Below are 18438 nucleotides of genomic sequence, written 5' to 3'. Positions count from 1 at the left end.
GCTACAACACTCGACGCGCCCACTCCGCTCTCGGTGGCCGACCCCCAGCCACCCGACTCGCCGCCTAACTGTCAACAACCTCCCGGGTCAGTACAACTAGGCGTTGACCGCCGCCAGTTGAATGTGCAAACGTTCCTCCCACAAGGACGTCGTACGTCTGAGCGGAACACGAAGGAGTGCCATGGCGTCCGATGCGCTGCAGCACGTGCTCTCCCCCTTCGAGCTCGGAGGGCTGACGCTGCGGAACCGGGTGTTCGTCCCAGGGCACACGACGAACTTCGGACGACAGAACATGCCGACCGAGCGGCACGTCGCCTACCACCGCGAACGCGCCCGCGGTGGGGTCGGCCTGATCATCACCGAGGCGGTGCGGGTACACCCCACGAGCGCCGGGCGACACATCAGCCTGGGTTGCTTCGACGACGAGGCGATCCCTGCGTTCGCCGCGATCGCGGAGGCGGTCCACGCGGAGGGCGCGAAGCTGTTCGCCCAGATCATGCACGCCGGCCGGCAGGCCAACGGCGAGGCGACCCGCACCGTCGCCTGGACGGCGTCGCCGATCCGCTGGTCGAGCTCGGCGCACGTCCCGCACGCGATGGGGCACGGGGAGATCCGTACCGTCGTGCAGGCCTTCGGCGACGCCGCACGCCGGATGTCGCAGGCCGGGCTCGACGGGCTCGAGGTGCACCTCGGGCACGGCCACCTGCTCCACCAGTTCCTCTCGCCGGTCACCAACCAGCGGACCGACGCCTACGGCGGCAGCCTCGAGAACCGGCTGCGCATCACGCGCGAGGTGCTGGACAAGGTCTTCGCCTCGGCGCCGGACCTCCCGGTGGGGCTGCGCATCAGCGCGAACGAGTTCCTGCCCGGCGGTCTCGAGCCCGAGCACATGATCGAGGTCGTCGGCAAGCTGCGGGCCGACTACGACCTCGCGTACGTGCACGTGAGCCACGCCGCGTACCAGGCGTGCTACTCGCTGTCGACACAGATGGCGGACATGAGCTTCCCGCACGCCCCGTTCAAGCACCACGCGGCGATGTTCCGCAGGGCCTTCCCCGACCTCCCGGTGCTCGCGGTGTGCCGGCTCGACAGCCTCGAGGAGGCCGCCGAGCTCATCCGGGACGGCGAGGCGGACCTCGTCGGCCTCGCCCGGCCGCACATCGCCGATCCGCACCTGGTGCGCAAGGCGATGGAAGGGCGTAGCCACGAGGTGCGCACCTGCCTCGCGTGCAACCAGGGCTGCGTGGGTCGCCTCGAGCTCAACCTGCCGATCTCCTGCGTCGTCAACCCCGAGGTTGGGGTCGAGGCCGAGTGGGAGAAGCTGCGCAGCACCAAGCCCGCGGTGAGCAAGTCCGTTCTGGTCGTCGGCGGCGGCCCGGCCGGGCTGGAGGCGGCGCTGTCGGCCCACCGCGCCGGGCACCGCGTCACCCTCGCCGAGGCCTCCGACCAGCTCGGCGGCCAGCTGCGGGCCGCGGCGCGGGTCCCCGGCCGCGAGCGCCTCGCTCCGCTGTACGAGGAGCTGGAGCGCGACGTGCGCGCGGCGGGGATCGAGGTGCGCACGGGATGGCGCGTGACCGCGGAGGAGGTCCTCGCCGGGAACTGGGACGACGTCGTGATCGCGACCGGCTCGACGCCCGTGCGGCGCGACCTCGTCGACGGACCCCGGGTGCTCGACGTCTGGGAGGCGGTCGACCTGGTCACCGACGGGCCACTGCCCACCGGTGCCGTCGTGGTGTACGACGAAGAGGGCGACTGGCGCACCGCGTCCATCGCCGAGCACCTCGCGGCCCAGGGCGTGCAGGTCCACATCGTGTCCCCGAACGCCCCGCTCAGCCCGCGGATCACGACCTACTCGAAGCTCGGGCTCGTGGAGCGGCTGACCCAGCGCGGGGTGCACGTGCACCTGCTGCGCAAGCTCACCGACGCGGGACCCGACGCGGTCGCGCTCGTCGACGTGATCGGCGGTGGCCGCACGGAGATCACCGGGGTCCAGTACGTCATCGACGGCGCCCCGGGCACCGCCCAGGACGCCCTCTACCGCGAGCTCGACGAGCGCGTCCCCGCGAACGGGGGCCCCCGGCTGCACCTGGCCGGCGACGCCAACGCTCCCCGATCCGCGCTCGAGGCCGTCTACGAGGGCCGCCTCGCCGGCGCCGTCCGAGCCACCCACGACGACCCCGAGCCCCTCGTCCTGGCCCTGAGCCACTGACAAGAAGTCCTCAACCGGAGGTTGTCTTGATCGACATCGAGGAACGTCTCACGCTCGACGAGCGGTCGGCCGTGGACTTCGTCCTCGGCCTGCGCAAGCGCTGGTCGGACACGGTGTACCCGGCGATGGTGGCGGAGTTCGAGAGCAAGGCCACCACCCGGCCGTCCTCAGTGGCCGAGGCCGAGGAGGCCATCAAGGACCTCGACCTCTACCCGTGGTTCAGCCACCTCGAGCGGGTCCAGCAGAAGATGCTGTGGAAGACCGTGGGCGACGTCGTGGTCAGCCGGAACGAGGAGCTGAAGCGAGAGCTCGACGAGGCGCCCGCGGGCCCGGGCAAGCTGGAGCTGAACCCCGACCTCGCGCTCGAGGACTGGTACACCGACTACGACATCCACGTCCAGCCGGGGAGCTTCTTCTCCGACGACCTGTGCTCGTACGTGTACGAGCTGGGCGCGCGCATCGTGATGCTGCGCGACAACGACGGGTACAAGTTCCACAACCTGTTCGTGTCGACGGCGCTGCCGGAGCTGCCGAACGCGACCCGCGTGGTCGACCTGGGCTGCGGCTTCGGCAAGAGCACCCGTCCGCTGAAGAAGCGCTACCCCACCGCCGAGGTCATCGGTGTCGACCTCGCGGCGCCCGGCCTGCGGCTGGCCCACCTCGAGGCACGGGCCGAGGACCTGGACATCACCTACCGCCAGGCCGACGCGCGCCACACCGGCGTGGAATCGGGCACCTGCGACGTGGTCACCGGCACGATGCTGCTGCACGAGATGCCGGAGCAGGTCATCCGGGAGACCATCCAGGAGGCGGCGCGCCTGCTCAAGCCGGGCGGCACCGTGGCCTTCCTGGAGTTCATGCCCACCGGCGACGTGATCCGCGACGCGACCGTCTACGGGCACGCCGAGCGCAACAACGAACCCTTCTTCCGCGACCTGTTCGGGGCCGACACCGTCGGCATGTGCGAGGAGGCCGGGCTCACCGACGCGCGCTGGACCCCGTTCGACGAGCGGGCCGAGGGCGTGCGGCCGCAGGGCTGGGGCCACCGTCCGGAATGGCACTTCCCGTGGGCCGTGCTGTCGGCCACCAAGGCCTGAGAGGAGTCGGCATGTCCGTCGCATTCGTCCGCGAAGAAGGCAAGCTGACCACCGAGTTCGACTACCTGCGCGACCGGCAGGTGTCCAAGCTGCTGGACCTGGTCCTGCAGCTGGCGACCGAGGTGCACGTGAGCCGGCAGCGCGAGCGCGCGCTCGAGGCGCTGCTGGTCCGCCACGGGGTGCTGAAGGCCGGTGAGGTGGACCAGTTCCGCCCGTCGGAGGACGAGGCGCAGGTCCTCGACCGCGAGAAGAACGGCCTGACCAACCGGCTGATCCGCATCATCACCGAGGACGGTCCGGCCGAGCACCCGCTGCGCAGGCAGTGGGAGGACGCGCTGAACTCGAAGGCCGAGTGATGCCGCTCCACCCAGCTGCTGCTCGGGTGGATCGCTACCTCGACCTCTGCGAGGAACGACGGCTCGACGAGGCGGGTGCCATCCTCACCGAGGACGCCCGCCTCGTCTTCCCCGGCGGGGTCGAGTACCGCGATCTCGCCGCGATGGTCGCCGACGCGAGGACGAGGTACCGATGGGCCCGCAAACCCGTGCGCGACTACGTCGTCGCTCCCGGTGAGGCACCCGGTCGCAGCATCGTGATCTGCCGGGGAACGCTCACCGGCGAATGGTTGGACGGCAGCCCCTTCAGCGGGGTGCGGTTCGTCGACATCTTCGTCCTCCGCGGAGACCGCATCGCGGAGCAGCACGTCTACAACGACCTGGCGGTCGTCGCCGCCATGGACACGGCCAACCACCACGAAGACACCCTGGAGACCGCGCCATGAAGCACATACGACGACTGGCGGCCTTCGCCGCCGCGGGAACCCTGCTGCTCGCCGGATGCGGCGGTGGAGCCGAGAGCGGCGGCGCCGCAGCCGGCGAGGCGGGCGACGACAAGATCACGGTCGCGATCGCGTCGGCAGTGACCGGCCCCAAGGAGGAGGTGGCCATCGTCGCCGTCGGCACGAAGATGGGCTACTTCGCCGAGGAGGGCCTGACCGTCGACACGATCAACGCCGACGGATCGGTCGCCGCCGCCCAGGCGGTCGCCTCGGGCAGCGCGGACATCACCCCCGCCGACACCGGATCGCTGCTCGCCGCGGTCCAGGGCAACGTGCCCATCAAGACGATCGGTGGCCTGGTGCAGAACTGGCCGTGGCAGATCGCGGTGCTGCCGGACAGCCCGATCCGCAGCGGCGCCGACCTCAAGGGCAAGAAGGTCGGCGTGATCAGCCTCGCGTCCGGCTCCGCTCCGTACGCCCGGGCGTTCATCCGGGACGCCGGCCTGCAGCCCGACGTGGACGTCGAGCTCGTGCCGGTGGGCGTCGGTGCACAGGCGACCGCTGCGCTCACCAACGGTGAGGTCGACGCGCTCGCGCTGTACGGCCAGGCGTACACGATCATCGAACTGGCCGGCACGCAGCTGCGCTACCTGGACAACCCGCCGGTCTTCCAGGGCATCCGCTCGCTCAGCTTCGGCGCCTCGCAGCGCGAGCTCGACCAGGACCGCGAGAAGTTCGTCCGGTTCCTGCGCGCCGCCTACAAGTCCATGCTGTTCTCCGCGGCCAACCCGAAGGCCGCGATGCAGATGGGCTACGAGGTCTTCCCGCAGATCCTCGGTGGTGCTGACCCGGCGAGCCGAATCGATTCAGACACCAAGACGCTGGAGAAGTGGCTGGAGTCGGCCACTCCGCTGCAGGGTGAGCCGGCCGACTGGAAGAGCTGGGGCGACATCACCGACGAGGAGTGGGCCAAGACCCAGGCCTACACCAAGGAAGCCGGCCAGATCAACGCCGAGATCCCGCTCGACCGCGTCTGGGACCCGAGCCTGCTCGAGGCCGCCAACGACTTCGACGCCCAGCTCGTGCTCAAGCAGGCTGCCGAGTACCAGCCGTAACCGGGTCTGGTCCTGGGAGAAGAGGAGACGTCGTGAGCCTGCGAACCACCGGACGCCCGGACGTCGACACGGCTTCCGTGCCGGCGGACGAAGAGAAGTGGATCAACATCGCGAGCCTGAACAAGGTCTACCAGGCCCGCCGGTCCGCTCCGACCCATGCGTTGTCCGACATCACGTTCTCGGTGCGGCGCGGCGAGTTCATCTCCGTCGTCGGACCGTCGGGATGCGGCAAGACCACCTTGCTGAAGATCCTCGCGGGCATCGTCAAACGCTCGTCCGGCGAGGTGCGGATCGCCGGTGCCGACGTCACGGGACCGCTGCCGCAGGTCGGGATGGTGTTCCAGGCCGCGACGCTCCTCCCCTGGCGCACCGTCCTGCAGAACGTCATGGTCCCGGTCGAGGTGCAGGGGCTGGACAAGAACCGCTACCGCGAACGGGCCCGCGAACTGCTGCGCATGGTGGGCCTCGCCGAGTTCGAGAACAGCTACCCCTACGAGCTGAGTGGGGGCATGCAGCAGCGCGCCGGGATCTGCCGGGCGCTGGTCCACGACCCGGCCGTGCTGCTGATGGACGAGCCGTTCGGCGCGCTCGACGCCATGACGCGCGAGTACATGAACGTCGAGCTGCTGCGGATCTGGGCGGAGAGCGGCCAGACCATCGTGCTGGTGACGCACTCGATCCCGGAGGCCGTCTTCCTCTCCGACCGGGTCATCGTGCTCAGCCCGCGCCCCGGCCGCATCGCCGAGATCATCGACATCGACCTCGATCGCCCGCGCGAGTTGAGCGTGATGTCCAGCGACCGGGCCGGCGTCTACGTCGACCGCATCCGCCGCCACTTCAACGCCAGCGTCATCGACTGAGGTCCGAGGGGGGATCATGACCACCGCACCTGCAGCGGACGAGGTCACCGACGAGGTGGCGCCAGCGAAGCCGACCCGCGGCAAGCGCTTCGACCTCCGCGAACGGCCGGAGCTGATCCTGGTTCCCGCCGTGTTCGTCGTACTCGTGGCGGCGTGGGAGTTCCTCATCCCGCTGCTGGGGATCGGCGACTACGTGCTGCCGCGGCCGTCGCGGATCGTGGAGGCGCTGGGCCAGCAGCTCGGCAACGCGTTGTTCTGGCAGCACCTCGAAGTCACCGTCCGCGAGTCCATCATCGGGTTCCTCATCGGCGTGGGAACCGCACTCGTCCTCGGCACGGCGATCTCTCAGGTGTCTTTGGTCGAGAAGACCCTGATGCCCTACATCGTGGCGTTCCAGACCGTGCCCAAGGTCGCCCTGGCGCCGCTGTTCGTGGTGTGGTTCGGCTTCGGCATCACCAGCAAGATCGTGATGGCTGCGGTCATCTCCTTCTTCCCGATGCTGGTGAACGTCATCGAGGGACTCCGCGCCGCCGACGCGGACCGCATCCAGATGCTGACCGTCTTCGGCGCCAGCAAACTGCAGATCTTCCGGATGGTGCGGCTGCCCAGCGCCATGCCGTTCATCTTCGCCGGCCTCGACATCGGCATCGTGTTCTCGATCCTCGGTGCCGTCGTCGGCGAGTTCATCGGGGCGAAGGAAGGACTCGGCTACCTGCTCCTGCAGACGAACTACAACTTCGACATCGCTGGCATGTTCGCCGTGCTCATCGTCCTGTCGGTGCTGGGCCTCATCGCGCACTTCATCATCCGGTTCGCCCAGCGCAAGTTCGCCTTCTGGGCGGAGGAGAGCCGGGTGATCGCTGCATGACCGATGCCACCGGCCGACCGGCCGACCCGAACTCCTTCGCCGGGCGGGTCGCGCTCGTGACGGGAGGTGCCCGCGGAATCGGTGCGGCGGTCGCGCAGACCCTCGCCGCCCGGGGTGCGGTGGTCGCGCTGGCCGACGTGCTGCCCGAGTCGGAGTGGACGGTCGGCCTGGGTGCGCCGCACACCCGGCACCGCCTGGACGTCCGCTCGACGCAGTCCTGCCAGGCCGTGGTCGACGAGGTGGTGGCCGCGCACGGTCGGCTCGACCACCTGGTCAACGGCGCCGGCATCGTCCGGCGCGGCCCGGCGGCGGAGACGACCGACGAGGACTTCACCACCGTCCTCGACGTGAACCTGACCGGCACGTTCCGCATGTGCCGCGCGGCCTACGCCCCGCTGGCGGTGGCCAGGGGGTCGATCGTCAACATCGGCTCCACGAACGGCCACGTCGCCGTGCGCGACACCGTCGGCTACTGCGTGAGCAAGGCCGGTGTGATGCACCTGGCCAGGGTGCTCGCGCTGGAGTGGGCACAGGCCGGGATCCGGGTCAACGCGGTCGGCCCCACGATCGTGCCGACCGACATGACCGCGGACGTCCGAGCGGACCCCGAGTACCTGGCCGAGAAGCTGGCCACCATCCCGCTGGGCCGGATGGCCGAGGCGACCGACGTCGCCGACACCGTCGCCTACCTGCTCAGCCCCGCCGCCGGGATGATCACCGGACAGACGATCTTCGTCGACGGCGGCGTCACCATCCACTGATCCTGGGAGGTTTAGTGACCGGCACCGCGTCCTCGAGCGTGGTCGATCGCAGCGCTGTCGACGCTGCCCTGCGGGCCGTGGACGAGCACTTCGACACCTTCGTCGCAGAGCTGCAGGAGCTCTGCCGGTTCCGCAGCCGTCGGCAGGAGCCCGACCAGATGAAGGCCACCGCGGAGTTCCTCGCCGAGTCGGTGCGCCGCTGGGGAGGTGAGGCCGAGGTCATCCCGTGGGAGGACTCCCACCCGTACGTGCTCGGGGAGGCCCCCGGCGGGCCCAAGCGGCTGCTCCACTTCACCCACTACGACGTCGAGGTCGAGCCCGCGGGCGACGACTCGGACTGGATCTCGCCGCCCTACGCGGCGGAGATCCACGACGGGAAGCTGTACGCCCGCGGTGTCGCCGACGACAAGGGCGCGATCATGTCCCGCCTGCACGCGGTGGCCGCGTTCAAGCTGGCCGGGGTGACCCCGCCGGTGACCAACCGGTTCATCATCGAGGGCAAGCAGTGGCTGCACTCGCCGGGGCTGGGCTCGTTCGTGGCCGCCCACGCGGACCGGGTGGCGGCCGATGCGGCGCTGTGGGAGAACTCGTGGCGAGACGGCACCGGCCGTCCGCTGCTGAAGCTGGCGGAGAAGGGCATCCTCTACCTCCGCCTGAGGGTGCGCACCCTGCCGCGCGAGCTGACCAGCCAGAACACCGTACTGCTGCCCTCGGCGACCACCCGGCTGATCGCCGCCCTGTCCTGCCTGGTGCGCCCGGACGGGACCGTGCTGGTCCCCGGCTTCTACGACGGGGCCCGCGAGCCCAGCCCGGCTGAGGTCGAGCTGCTCGGCGAGGTCGAGTTCGACGGCGACTTCCTGCGGCGCCGCGCTCAGGTGGACTCGTTCCTCGGCGACGTCGACGACCGGCAGGCCGCGGTGCTGATCCGGACGCGCCCGACGATCACGATCGCGAGCCTGTCCGGCGGTGACGACCGCGACGACGTCACGCTCGGCATCCCCGCGGTCGCCTCGGCCAAGGTCGAGGTGCGGCTCATCCCCGGGCAGGAACCGGAGGAGGTGCTCGAGGCCATCCGGCGGCACCTGGAGCGCAGCGGTTACGCGGACGTCGAGATCGACGTGATGGCGACCAGCCGGCCGAACCAGACCGACCACCGCCACCCGTTCGTGCACCTCGTGGCCGAGGCCGCGAAGCGCGCGTACGGGATCGACCCGGTCATCGAGCCGTACACCCAGTGGATCGGCAACCAGGGCGTCCTGGGCGACCTGCCGATCGTCGGGGTGGGCGTGTCCCGGGCCGACTCCGGGATCGACGGGCCCAACGAGCACATCCGCCTCGAGGACTACCGGCTCGGCATCAAGCACGTCATCGAAGTGATGGCAGCGATGGGAGAGCAGAAGTGAGGAGCTTGCGCGGGAGCTCGGAGCGCGGTTACGTCCGAGCCCCCTGGGGACAGGTGCACTACCGCTGCGGTGGGGACCCGACCGCGCCCACGGTGCTGGCCCTGCACCAGTCGCCGTTGTCGTCGGCCACCTTCGAGGCCGTCATCGAACCGGTCGTCCGCCGCGGCGTGCGGATGGTGGCGCTGGACACGCCCGGTTTCGGGATGTCGGACCCGACGCCCGAGCAGTGGACGATCCCGGACTACGCCCGTGCGGTGTGGCAGGTGGCGGACCTGCTGGGCCTCGGGAAGGTGCACCTGCTCGGCCAGCACACCGGCGCGGTGATCGCCGCCGAGGCGGCCTTCCAGCAGCCCGAGCGGATCGACGGGCTGGTGCTGCAGGGTCTGCCGCTCTACAGCGACGAGGAGCGCGAGGAGAAGAAGCGCAGCTACGCACCGGCCTACGAGCCGGCCGAGGACGGCAGCCACATCGGCGTCATCCGGGACCGCATCCGCAGGCTCTACCCGAGGTTGGGCGTCGCGGAGACCGACCGGCAGCTCATCGAGTACCTGAGCACCGGACCGGACTACGCCACTGCCTACCGCGCCGTCTTCGACTACCGGGTGGACACCGAGCGGCTCGACACGTTCCCCGTGCTGCTCCTGCACGGGTCCGACGACCTGGTCGACCGGTTCACCCCCCAGGTCACCGCCGCACTGCCGAACGCCCGGCTGGTGACCATCCCGGACGGAACGGACTTCGTCATGGACGAGCAGCCCGAAGCGTTCGCCGAGGAGCTTGCGCGCTACGTCCTGCGCGAGACAGCCACCCTGAGCGGAGGTGCACGATGAGCACGACGGCCGAGCCGAAGGTCCTCTACACCGCGGTCGTCGAGGTGACCGGCGGCCGCGCTGCCGGCCACGCCACGTCGCAGACCGGCAGCCTGGAGGTCGACCTGGCGCGCCCCGCCGAGCGCGGGACCGAGGCCAAGACGGACCCGGAGGAGCTGTTCGCCGCCGGCTACGCCGCGTGCTTCGACGCCTCTCTGGCGGCAGCGGCCCGTCGCGCCCGGGTGAAGCTGGGCCCGTCGACGGTGACCGCGGCGGTGTCGCTGCTCCAGCACACCGAGACGCGCTTCGGCATCAGCGTGAAGCTGACCGTCCGCGCGCCGGAGTGCCCTCAGGACACGCTGGCGGAGCTCGTCGAGGCGGCGCACCAGGCGTGCCCGTACTCGAACGCGCTGCGCAGCGGTGCGCCCGTGGAGATCGAGTCGCACGGAGCCGCGTGACCGGTCCCGGGCGGCGGTGCCGTGCCGCCCGGGACCGGCGCAGGTACTGAGGAGGGGGAACTGATGCCCGATGCGGCCGAGATGACCGAGCCGGACTCGCGGTCCGGGCTCGCCCGGGCCGTCAGCGTGATCAACCTGCTCGCCGAGAGCTCACCCGACGGTATGGGCGTATCGGCTGTCTCGCGCGAGCTCCAGCTCCCCAAGACCGTTGCGCACCGCATCCTGAAGGAGCTCGTGGCGCTGGCCTTCCTCCGGGTCGACGAGTCGACCAAGCACTACCACCTCGGACCGGGGGCGCTGCGGGTGGGGATGGCCGCCCTGCGTGGGCTCGACGTGCCCGTGCTGGCCCGTCCCTACCTGCGGCGCCTCGTCCAGGAGACCGGGGAGACGGCCACGCTGTCGGTGCGGCAGGGCTGGGAACGCGTCTACATCGACCAGGTGCTCTCGCCGCACGAGATCCGGATGTCGGTCCCGCTCGGCACGTCCCACCCGCTGCACGCGGGATCCTCCAGCAAGGCGATCCTCGCCGCCCTGAGCGACGAGGAGATCCAGGAGTACCTCGACTCCCGCCCGCTCACGTCGATCACCGGGGCGACGATCACCTCGCGCGCGGAGCTGCGGGCCGAGATCACCCGCATCCGCGAGGTCGGCTACGCGACCAGCCTGGGTGAGCGGCAGTCCGGAGCGGGCAGCGTCGCCGCCCCGGTGTTCACCGTGGGCGGCGACGTCTTCGGATCGATCTCGTTGTGCGGGCCACTGGATCGGTTCGGCCCAGCGGTGTTCCGGTCCCACGGGGAGCTCGTGGCCAAGACCGCCAGAGAAGTCAGTGCGGAGCTGGGACACCGTCCGCAGAAGGCACTTGGAGCGTGATGACCGAGATGACCGAGCCCGCTGACGGCGCCCGCCCCCGCGGCCCACTGGCCGGGATCAGGGTGATCGACGCGTCCACGATCCTGGCCGGTCCGCTGTGCTGCCAGATCCTCGGCGACTTCGGCGCGGACGTGATCAAGATCGAGCACCCGGTCGCCGGGGACAACATGCGGGGCCACGGAAAGGCCAAGGACGGCCACCCGCTGTGGTGGAAGGAGATCTCCCGGAACAAGCGCACGATCGGCCTCAGCCTGTCGCAGCCGGAAGGGGCCGAGGTGTTCCTCCGGCTCGCCGAGACCGCCGACGTCGTGGTGGAGAACTTCCGCCCGGGAACGCTCGAGCGGTGGGGCATCGGACCGGAGAAGCTGCACGAGGTCAACCCTCGCCTGATCATCGTCCGGGTCACCGGGTTCGGCCAGAAGGGCCCGTACGCGCAGCGGGCCGGCTTCGGCACGCTGGCCGAGGCGATGAGCGGGTTCGCGCACCTGACCGGTGAGGCGGACGGTCCGCCGACGCTGCCGGCCTTCGGGCTCGCGGACAGCATCTGCGGGATCGCCGCGTCGTCGGCGACCGCCATGGCCCTCTACCACCGCGACAACGGCGGCGGCTCCGGGCAGATCATCGACATGAGCCTGCTGGAGCCCATCCTCACCGCGGTCGGCCCCGGGCCGATCGAGTACGACCAGCTCGGGATCGTCGGGCACCGCCACGGCAACCGCTCGACGAACAACGCGCCGCGCAACACCTACCGCACCAAGGACGGCCGGTGGGTCGCGATCTCCACCAGCGCGAACCAGATCGCCGAGCGCGTGCTCCGCCTCGTCGGACACCCCGAGGTGGTCGACGAGCCGTGGTTCGCCACCGGCGCCCAGCGCGCCGAGCACGCCGACGAGCTCGACGAGTACGTCGGCAGCTGGATCGCCGAACGCACCCGCGACGAGGTCATCAAGGAGTTCACCGAGGCCGGCGCCGCAGTGGCCCCCATCTACGACGCCCGCGACATCGTCAACGACGAGCACGTCCGGGCCACCGAGATGCTCACGACGGTGGACGACCCGGACCTGGGCCCCGTGCTGATGCACAACGTGATGTGGCGGATGTCGCAGACGCCGGGGTCGATCCGGTTCACCGGACGCTCGCTCGGCGCCGACACCGACGCCGTCCTGGTCGACGAGCTCGGCTACGACCCGCAGACGGTGGCCGAACTGCGCAGGCGGCAGATCGTCCGGTGAGGCGCGGAACGTCGGACCTGGCCAGAGAGCGAAGGGAAGCATGACTCACACGATCGGGGGAAGGGTCGACGATCCGCTCCTGCGCGCGGTCACCGCCGGCGTGCGGATCTTCGACCTGGGCAGACCGCTGACCATCGGGATGCCCCAGTCGCCGAACCACCCGCCGTACTGGCACACGCTGCCGCGGCGGCACGGCGACCGGGTGCGCGCCGACGGCGGGTCGGCCGCGAACGACCTCATCTCGATGGGCACGCACGTCGGCACCCACATCGACGCGCTGGCGCACGTCTCCCAGGACGGCAAGCTCTACGGCGGCGCCGACGCGGTCGCGGCCGGGGTCGGCGGGAAGTACGAGGAGCTGGGGGCGCACACCATCGCGCCGATGGTGCGCCGCGGTGTGCTGCTGGACGTCCCGGCGGCCATCGGCGAGCGCTACTGCGCCCCGGGCTACGAGATCAGCCCGGCCGATCTCGACGCCGCCGTGGCCCGGCAGCAGACGCCGATCGGGCCCGGCGACGTCGTGCTCGTCCGCAGCGGCTGGGGCCGGCACTTCGACGACCCCGACCGCAACGTCTACATCGGCCACGAGTCGGGGGTGCCCGGCGTGTCCGAGGCCGGCGCGCGCTGGCTGGCCGACCGGCAGGTGCACGCCGCGGGCGCCGACACGATCGCGTTCGAGCGGCTCGCCCCCGGCGCGGGGCACGCGCTGCTGCCCGCCCACCGCGTCCTGCTGGTGGAGCACGGCATCTACATCATCGAGGCGCTGGCGCTGGAGGAGCTGGCGGCAGCCGGGGTGCACGAGTTCGTCTTCCTGGCCAGCCCGCTCGCCCTGCACGGGGCGACCGGCTCGCCGATCCGTCCGCTGGCGGTGGTGAGCGATGGCTGAACCATCTGGGCCGACCCTCGCCGAGGAGCTCGCGGCGTTCGCGGCCAAGACGATGGCCGGGTCGCTCCCGGACGACGTGACCACGAGCGTCCGCCAGCGGGTGCTGGACGTGCTCGGGCTGTGCGTGGCCGCTGCGGACCTGCCCACCAGCAAGGCCGCGCTGGAGCACGTGGCCGAGCAGGGCGGCCGACCCCAGGCGCACGCCGTCGGGCTCGCCGAACCCGTGCCCGCCGCCTGGGCGGCGTTCGCCAACGGGGTCACCGCCCACTCCCTCGACTACGACGACACCCACCTGCCCTCCGTGCTGCACCCCAGCGCGGCGGTCGTCCCCGCCGCGCTGGCCGCGGCCGAGCTCGCCGGGAGCACGGGCGCCGAGACGGTCCGCGCGATCGCCGTCGGTCTGGAGACGACCGTCCGGCTCGGCATGGCCGGGTACGACACCGAGCTCGGCAACTCGGTGTTCTTCGAGCACGGCCAGCACGCGACGTCCATCTGCGGCGCCATGGGGGGCGCGGTCGCGGCCGCGCTGCTGCTGAACCTCGGCGAGGACGGGGTGCGCAACGCCCTCGGCGTGGTGGCCTCGATGGCCTCCGGGGTGATCGAGGCCAACCGCACCGGCGGCACCGTGAAGCGGCTGCACTGCGGCTGGGCCGCGCACTCCGCCGTCACCGCCGCGCAGCTCGTGCGCCGCGGCTTCACCGGCCCGCCGACCGTGCTGGAGGGCCGCTTCGGGTTCTTCCAGGCGTGGATCCGCGACCGGTTCGACCCGGCGGCGATCCGGGACGGGCTGGGTGAGCGCTGGGAGGTGCCGGGCATCTTCTTCAAGCCGTACCCCGCCAACCACTTCACCCACACCACCGTCGACGCCGCCGCCCGGCTGCGCGAGCGCGGGGTGCGGCCGGAGGACGTCCGGTCCGTGCGGCTGGGTGTGCCGTCGGCCGTGATCCGCACGATCGGGGAGCCGATCGAGGTCAAGCGCGCCCCGCAGACCGGCTACCAGGCGCAGTTCTCCGGGCCGTACGCGGTCACGGTGGGGTTGTTCGGCGGGTCCGGCCTCGGCGCGGCCTTGTCCGACTACACCGACGAGCTCGCCGCCGACCCCGCCCGCCGCGAGCTGATGGCCAAGGTCGAGGTCGTCCCCGATCCGCGCTGCGACGAGATCTTCCCGTACCAGTTCCCGGCCGTGCTGTCGGTGACGACGAAGGACGGCCGGGAATGGGTGGAGGAGGTGCTGGCCAACCGCGGCGGGCCGAAGCGTCCCCTGTCGGACGCCGAGCTCGCCCGCAAGTTCCGCGACAACGCCGCCGGGCGCATCGGCCCGCAGGTCGCCGCCGAGGTCGAGCGGGCCGTGCTCGCGCTCGACGAGGTCCCCGCGGTCGGCCCGTTGCTCGCCCGGTTGTCCGCCTAGGGAGGAACCCGTGTCCCTGGACCTGATCGTCACCAACGCCCTCGTCGTCGGCCACGACCGGCCGGACCCCGAGCGGCTCGACATCGGCGTGTCCGGCGGGAAGATCGTCCGGCTCGCCCCGGCGATCCCCGCCGACCAGGCCGAGACGGTCGTCGATGCCGCCGGCAAGCTCGCCTTCCCCGGCGTGGTGGACGCCCACCAGCACTGGGGCATCTACAACCCGCTCACCGAGGACACCGAGTCCGAGAGCCGGGCGTGCGCCCAGGGCGGCGTCACCACCGCGCTGAACTACGTGCGCACCGGGCAGTACTACCTCAACAAGAGCGGCCCGTACGAGGAGTTCTTCCCCGAGGTGCTGTCCGCGTCCGAGGGGCGGGCCCTCGTGGACTACGGCTTCCACGTGGCCCCGATGATGCGCAAGCACATCGACGAGATCCCGACGCTCGTCGAGCGGTTCGGCGTGACCTCGTTCAAGATCTTCATGTTCTACGGCGGGCACGGCCTGCACGGCCGCTCCTCCGACCAGAGCTCGTTCCTCATGACCCCGCCGGACGAGCGCTACGACTACGCCCACTTCGAGTTCGTGATGCGGGGCATCCAGGCCGCGCGGGAGAAGTTCCCCGAGCTGGCGGACGTCATCTCGCTGAGCCTGCACTGCGAGACCGCGGAGATCATGTCCGCGTACACCAGGATGGTGGAGGCCGACGGCTCCCTGTCCGGCCTGGCGGCCTACTCGGCCTCGCGGCCGCCGCACTCGGAGGGCCTCGCCATCACCATCGCCTCCTACCTGGCCCACGAGACCGGGCTGTCGAACATCAACCTGCTGCACCTGTCCTCGGCGAAGGCCGTCGATGCGGCGCTGCGGATGGCGGAGGCGTTCCCGCACGTCGACTTCCGCCGCGAGGTCACCATCGGTCACCTGCTGGCCGACGTCGACACCGCGCACGGCCTGGGCGGCAAGGTCAACCCGCCGCTGCGGCCGCGGGAGGACGTCGAGGCGCTGTGGCGGCACCTGCTCGCCGGCGATCTCGACTGGGTGGTCAGCGACCACGCCTGCTGCCGGGACGAGATGAAGTTCGGCGACCCGCGCGACGACGTGTTCCTGGCCAAGTCCGGGTTCGGCGGCACGGAGTACCTCCTGCCCGGCCTCATCACCGAGGGCCGCAAGCGGGGCCTGTCCTACCAGCGCATCGCTCAGCTCACCTCCTGGAACCCCGCGCAGCGGTTCGGTCTGCGCACCAAGGGCGCGCTGCAGGTGGGCTACGACGCCGACATCGCGCTGGTCGACCCGGACCTGACGTGGACGGTGCGGGCGGCCGACTCCGAATCGACCCAGGAGTACACGCCGTTCGAGGGCTTCGAGATGACCGCCGCGGTCACCGACACCTTCGTCCGCGGCCGCCAGGTCCTGGCCGATCGCAAGGTCGTCGGCGAGCGCGCCGGTGGTTACCTGCACCGCCCGACCAGCCGGGGCTGATCACGCCCGTCCGCGGGGCCCGCCAGGTGCCGGGCCCCGCGGACGGCGAACGTGGTGGCAGGGCGGTGATCCTGTGCCGATCCCGGCCGGTGGGCGATGAGTTCCCGCTCCGGCCGGGGTCCACATCGGCATGACGACGACGCACGTGCTCTCCCTGCCCGGCGTGGGCCTCACCTACGACGTGCACGGCCCCCTGCCCACCGCCGACGGCCGCCCGCCGCTGCTGCTGATCGGCCAGCCGATGTGCGCGGACGGGTTCGCCGCACTCGCCGCGCACATGACCGACCGCACCGTCATCACCTACGATCCGCGCGGCCTCGGCCGCAGCGTCCGCACGGACGGGCTGGTGACGAACGTGCCGGACACCCAGGCCGCGGACCTGCACGCCCTCGTCGCCCACCTGGGCGCCGGTCCGGTTGAGGTGTTCGGCAGCAGCGGGGGTGCCGTGACCGGGCTCGCGCTGGTCACCGCGCACCCCGAGGACGTCGTCACGCTGGTGGCGCACGAGCCGCCGCTGATCAACGTGCTCCCCGACGCCGCGGCCGCCGAGCGGGCCGCCGCCGGGTTCCGCGCCGCCTACGCCGAGCGCGGGTTCGGGGCGGGGATGGCCGAGTTCATCCGCATGACGTCGTGGGAGGGTGAGTTCACCGACGCGTACTTCGCGGCCGGGCCCGCCGATCCGGCCGGGTTCGGCCTGCCCGTCGAGGACGACGGCACCCGCGACGACCCGCTGCTCTCCGACCGGTCCGTGCCGGTGATCGACTACCGGCTCGACGCGGGCGCGCTCAAGGCCGCGCCGACCCGGATCGTCGTCGGCGTCGGGGAGGAGACCGGCAACACCTTCACCGGGCGCACCGGGTTCGCCACGGCTGCGGCGCTGGGGCTGGAGGTGACGGTGTTCCCCAGCCACCACGGCGGGTTCCTCGACGGGGAGCACGGCTACGCGGGCAGACCCGCCGAGTTCGCCGAGACCGTGAAGAAGGTGCTCGCCGGCTGACGGCCGTGCGGCGGCTGCGTAGGGTCGCGGCGTGCGCATCGCGTCCCGGGTCCGTGCCGAGATCGACTCCCCCATCGGGTCCTCCTACGCGCTGCTCGCCGAGCGCGCCGGGCGCCGCCCGCTGCTCGACCTCGGGCAGGCGGCGCCGCCGTACCCGCCGGCGCCGTCGGTGGTGGAGCACGTCAGAGAGGTGGCGCGCTCTCCGCTCGGCCACGCCTACGTCGGCGGGCCGGGGCTGGAGCCGCTGCGCGCGGCGTTCGCGGCCGATCTCACCGCGGCCTACCGGGCCCCGGTCGACGCCGCCGACGTGGTCGTGACAGCGGGCTGCAACCAAGCGTTCTGCCTGGTCATGGGCGCGCTGACGGAACCGGGCGACGAGGTCGTGACGGTGCTGCCGGCGTACTTCAACCACGACATGTGGCTGCGGATGAACGGCCTGCGCCCGGTCTACCTCGACCCGGGCCCCGATCTGGTGCCCAGCCCGGATGCGGCCGCCGCGCTGCTCACCCCGCGCACCCGCGCGATCGTGCTCGTCACCCCGGGCAACCCGACCGGCGTGACGATCCCGCCCGCGGTGATCACCGGGTTCGCCGCGCTCGCGCGCGAGCGCGGCGTCGCGCTGGTGCTCGACGAGACCTACCGCTCGTTCCGCGGCACCACCGCACCCGCGCACGAGCTGTTCGCCGATCCGGCGTGGCGCGACACCGTGGTGAGCCTGCACAGCTTCTCGAAGGACCTGGCGATCCCCGGCTACCGCGTCGGTGCGGTGGTGGCGTCGGCCGAGCTGAACCGGGAGGTGCTCAAGCTGCTCGACTGCGTCGCGATCGGCTCGCCGCGCATCGGCCAGGAGGCGGCGTGGGCCGGGCTCACGACCGCGCAGGAGTGGCGGGCGGAGCGGGCCGCCGAGATCGCCGAGCGCCGCGCGGGGTTCGCCGCGGCCATGGCGGACCGGCCGGGCGGGTTCGAGATCGCCGCGATCGGCGGGTTCTTCGCGTGGGTGCGCCACCCGTTCCCCGATCGGTCGACCGAGCAGGTCGTGCGCGAGCTCGTCACGCAGCAGGACCTGCTGGTCATCCCCGGGACCGCGTTCACCCCGGACGATCGCCGGATGCTGCGGGTGAGCATCGGCAACCTCGACCCGCAGCGGGTGGCCGACGTTGTGGAACGCCTGACAGAAGCGGGTGAGAACTGACGTTTTCCTGCTAGGTTG

Annotated in this window: 18 protein-coding genes; all 18 read left to right on the top strand. The window is 71.5% G+C overall.

The window, feature by feature from the left end; genetic code table 11:
• Positions 1-181: 181 nt before the first annotated feature.
• The 18 genes from BUE41_RS19810 (at position 182) to BUE41_RS19725 (ending at position 18420) form a co-directional block, all read left to right on the top strand.
• Positions 182-2209 carry an oxidoreductase gene (locus BUE41_RS19810; RefSeq protein WP_073458628.1) on the top strand — a complete coding sequence of 676 codons (2028 nt, stop codon included), beginning with the start codon at positions 182-184 and terminating at the stop codon, positions 2207-2209.
• A 26-nt stretch (positions 2210-2235) separates the two neighbouring features.
• Positions 2236-3306, top strand: coding sequence for a class I SAM-dependent methyltransferase (locus BUE41_RS19805; protein WP_073458627.1), 1071 nt, complete (start codon positions 2236-2238; stop codon positions 3304-3306).
• Between the two features lie 11 nt (positions 3307-3317).
• Positions 3318-3662 carry a hypothetical protein gene (locus BUE41_RS19800; RefSeq protein WP_234997438.1) on the top strand — a complete coding sequence of 115 codons (345 nt, stop codon included), beginning with the start codon at positions 3318-3320 and terminating at the stop codon, positions 3660-3662.
• 26 nt (positions 3663-3688) lie between these two features.
• Positions 3689-4087 (top strand): nuclear transport factor 2 family protein, encoded by a 399-nt coding sequence (locus BUE41_RS19795; protein WP_234997437.1) that lies wholly within the window; start codon positions 3689-3691, stop codon positions 4085-4087.
• Positions 4084-5199: an ABC transporter substrate-binding protein gene (locus BUE41_RS19790; protein ID WP_073458625.1), complete on the top strand. Its 1116-nt coding sequence runs from the start codon at positions 4084-4086 to the stop codon at positions 5197-5199. The genes BUE41_RS19795 and BUE41_RS19790 overlap by 4 nt, the downstream gene beginning before the upstream one ends.
• A gap of 32 nt (positions 5200-5231) precedes the next feature.
• Positions 5232-6059, top strand: a complete 828-nt coding sequence (locus BUE41_RS19785; RefSeq protein ID WP_200804023.1) for an ABC transporter ATP-binding protein — start codon at positions 5232-5234, stop codon at positions 6057-6059.
• A gap of 16 nt (positions 6060-6075) precedes the next feature.
• Positions 6076-6927: an ABC transporter permease gene (locus BUE41_RS19780; RefSeq protein WP_073458624.1), complete on the top strand. Its 852-nt coding sequence runs from the start codon at positions 6076-6078 to the stop codon at positions 6925-6927.
• A complete protein-coding gene (locus BUE41_RS19775) occupies positions 6924-7688 on the top strand; it encodes an SDR family NAD(P)-dependent oxidoreductase (protein WP_073458623.1) in 765 nt (254 codons plus the stop codon). Before BUE41_RS19780 ends, BUE41_RS19775 begins: the two co-directional genes overlap by 4 nt.
• 14 nt (positions 7689-7702) lie before the next feature.
• Positions 7703-9091, top strand: coding sequence for a M20/M25/M40 family metallo-hydrolase (locus tag BUE41_RS19770; protein ID WP_234997436.1), 1389 nt, complete (start codon positions 7703-7705; stop codon positions 9089-9091).
• A gap of 53 nt (positions 9092-9144) precedes the next feature.
• Positions 9145-9921 (top strand): alpha/beta fold hydrolase, encoded by a 777-nt coding sequence (locus tag BUE41_RS19765; protein ID WP_234997435.1) that lies wholly within the window; start codon positions 9145-9147, stop codon positions 9919-9921.
• Positions 9918-10358, top strand: a complete 441-nt coding sequence (locus BUE41_RS19760) for an Ohr family peroxiredoxin (RefSeq protein ID WP_073458621.1) — start codon at positions 9918-9920, stop codon at positions 10356-10358. The genes BUE41_RS19765 and BUE41_RS19760 overlap by 4 nt, the downstream gene beginning before the upstream one ends.
• A gap of 63 nt (positions 10359-10421) precedes the next feature.
• Positions 10422-11228 (top strand): IclR family transcriptional regulator, encoded by an 807-nt coding sequence (locus BUE41_RS19755; protein WP_073458620.1) that lies wholly within the window; start codon positions 10422-10424, stop codon positions 11226-11228.
• Complete coding sequence (locus BUE41_RS19750) at positions 11228-12460, top strand: CaiB/BaiF CoA transferase family protein (RefSeq protein WP_084755456.1); 1233 nt, start codon at positions 11228-11230, stop codon at positions 12458-12460. The genes BUE41_RS19755 and BUE41_RS19750 overlap by 1 nt, the downstream gene beginning before the upstream one ends.
• 40 nt (positions 12461-12500) lie before the next feature.
• Positions 12501-13346, top strand: a complete 846-nt coding sequence (locus BUE41_RS19745) for a cyclase family protein (RefSeq protein ID WP_073458619.1) — start codon at positions 12501-12503, stop codon at positions 13344-13346.
• Entirely contained in the window at positions 13339-14754 is a 1416-nt protein-coding gene (locus tag BUE41_RS19740) for an MmgE/PrpD family protein (protein ID WP_073458618.1), read from the top strand. The genes BUE41_RS19745 and BUE41_RS19740 overlap by 8 nt, the downstream gene beginning before the upstream one ends.
• A gap of 10 nt (positions 14755-14764) precedes the next feature.
• Positions 14765-16231, top strand: a complete 1467-nt coding sequence (locus BUE41_RS19735) for a dihydroorotase (protein WP_073458617.1) — start codon at positions 14765-14767, stop codon at positions 16229-16231.
• Between the two features lie 130 nt (positions 16232-16361).
• A complete protein-coding gene (locus BUE41_RS19730) occupies positions 16362-17228 on the top strand; it encodes an alpha/beta fold hydrolase (protein ID WP_073458616.1) in 867 nt (288 codons plus the stop codon).
• 31 nt (positions 17229-17259) lie between these two features.
• Positions 17260-18420: an aminotransferase gene (locus BUE41_RS19725; protein WP_073458615.1), complete on the top strand. Its 1161-nt coding sequence runs from the start codon at positions 17260-17262 to the stop codon at positions 18418-18420.
• Positions 18421-18438: the final 18 nt, after the last annotated feature.

It is taken from the genome of Pseudonocardia thermophila (assembly GCF_900142365.1).
GTDB lineage: Bacteria > Actinomycetota > Actinomycetes > Mycobacteriales > Pseudonocardiaceae > Pseudonocardia > Pseudonocardia thermophila.
This window is presented reverse-complemented; position numbering and strand designations above follow the sequence as displayed.

Bases quoted from the DNA above. Each gene is read 5' to 3' on its own strand.
- BUE41_RS19740 (WP_073458618.1), top strand. From the start codon at position 13,339: ATGGCTGAACCATCTGGGCCGACCCTCGCCGAGGAGCTCGCGGCGTTC.
- BUE41_RS19800 (WP_234997438.1), top strand. From the start codon at position 3,318: ATGTCCGTCGCATTCGTCCGCGAAGAAGGCAAGCTGACCACCGAGTTC.
- BUE41_RS19775 (WP_073458623.1), top strand. From the start codon at position 6,924: ATGACCGATGCCACCGGCCGACCGGCCGACCCGAACTCCTTCGCCGGG.
- BUE41_RS19745 (WP_073458619.1), top strand. From the start codon at position 12,501: ATGACTCACACGATCGGGGGAAGGGTCGACGATCCGCTCCTGCGCGCG.
- BUE41_RS19750 (WP_084755456.1), top strand. From the start codon at position 11,228: ATGACCGAGATGACCGAGCCCGCTGACGGCGCCCGCCCCCGCGGCCCA.
- BUE41_RS19790 (WP_073458625.1), top strand. From the start codon at position 4,084: ATGAAGCACATACGACGACTGGCGGCCTTCGCCGCCGCGGGAACCCTG.
- BUE41_RS19730 (WP_073458616.1), top strand. From the start codon at position 16,362: ATGACGACGACGCACGTGCTCTCCCTGCCCGGCGTGGGCCTCACCTAC.
- BUE41_RS19780 (WP_073458624.1), top strand. From the start codon at position 6,076: ATGACCACCGCACCTGCAGCGGACGAGGTCACCGACGAGGTGGCGCCA.
- BUE41_RS19810 (WP_073458628.1), top strand. From the start codon at position 182: ATGGCGTCCGATGCGCTGCAGCACGTGCTCTCCCCCTTCGAGCTCGGA.
- BUE41_RS19755 (WP_073458620.1), top strand. From the start codon at position 10,422: ATGCCCGATGCGGCCGAGATGACCGAGCCGGACTCGCGGTCCGGGCTC.
- BUE41_RS19760 (WP_073458621.1), top strand. From the start codon at position 9,918: ATGAGCACGACGGCCGAGCCGAAGGTCCTCTACACCGCGGTCGTCGAG.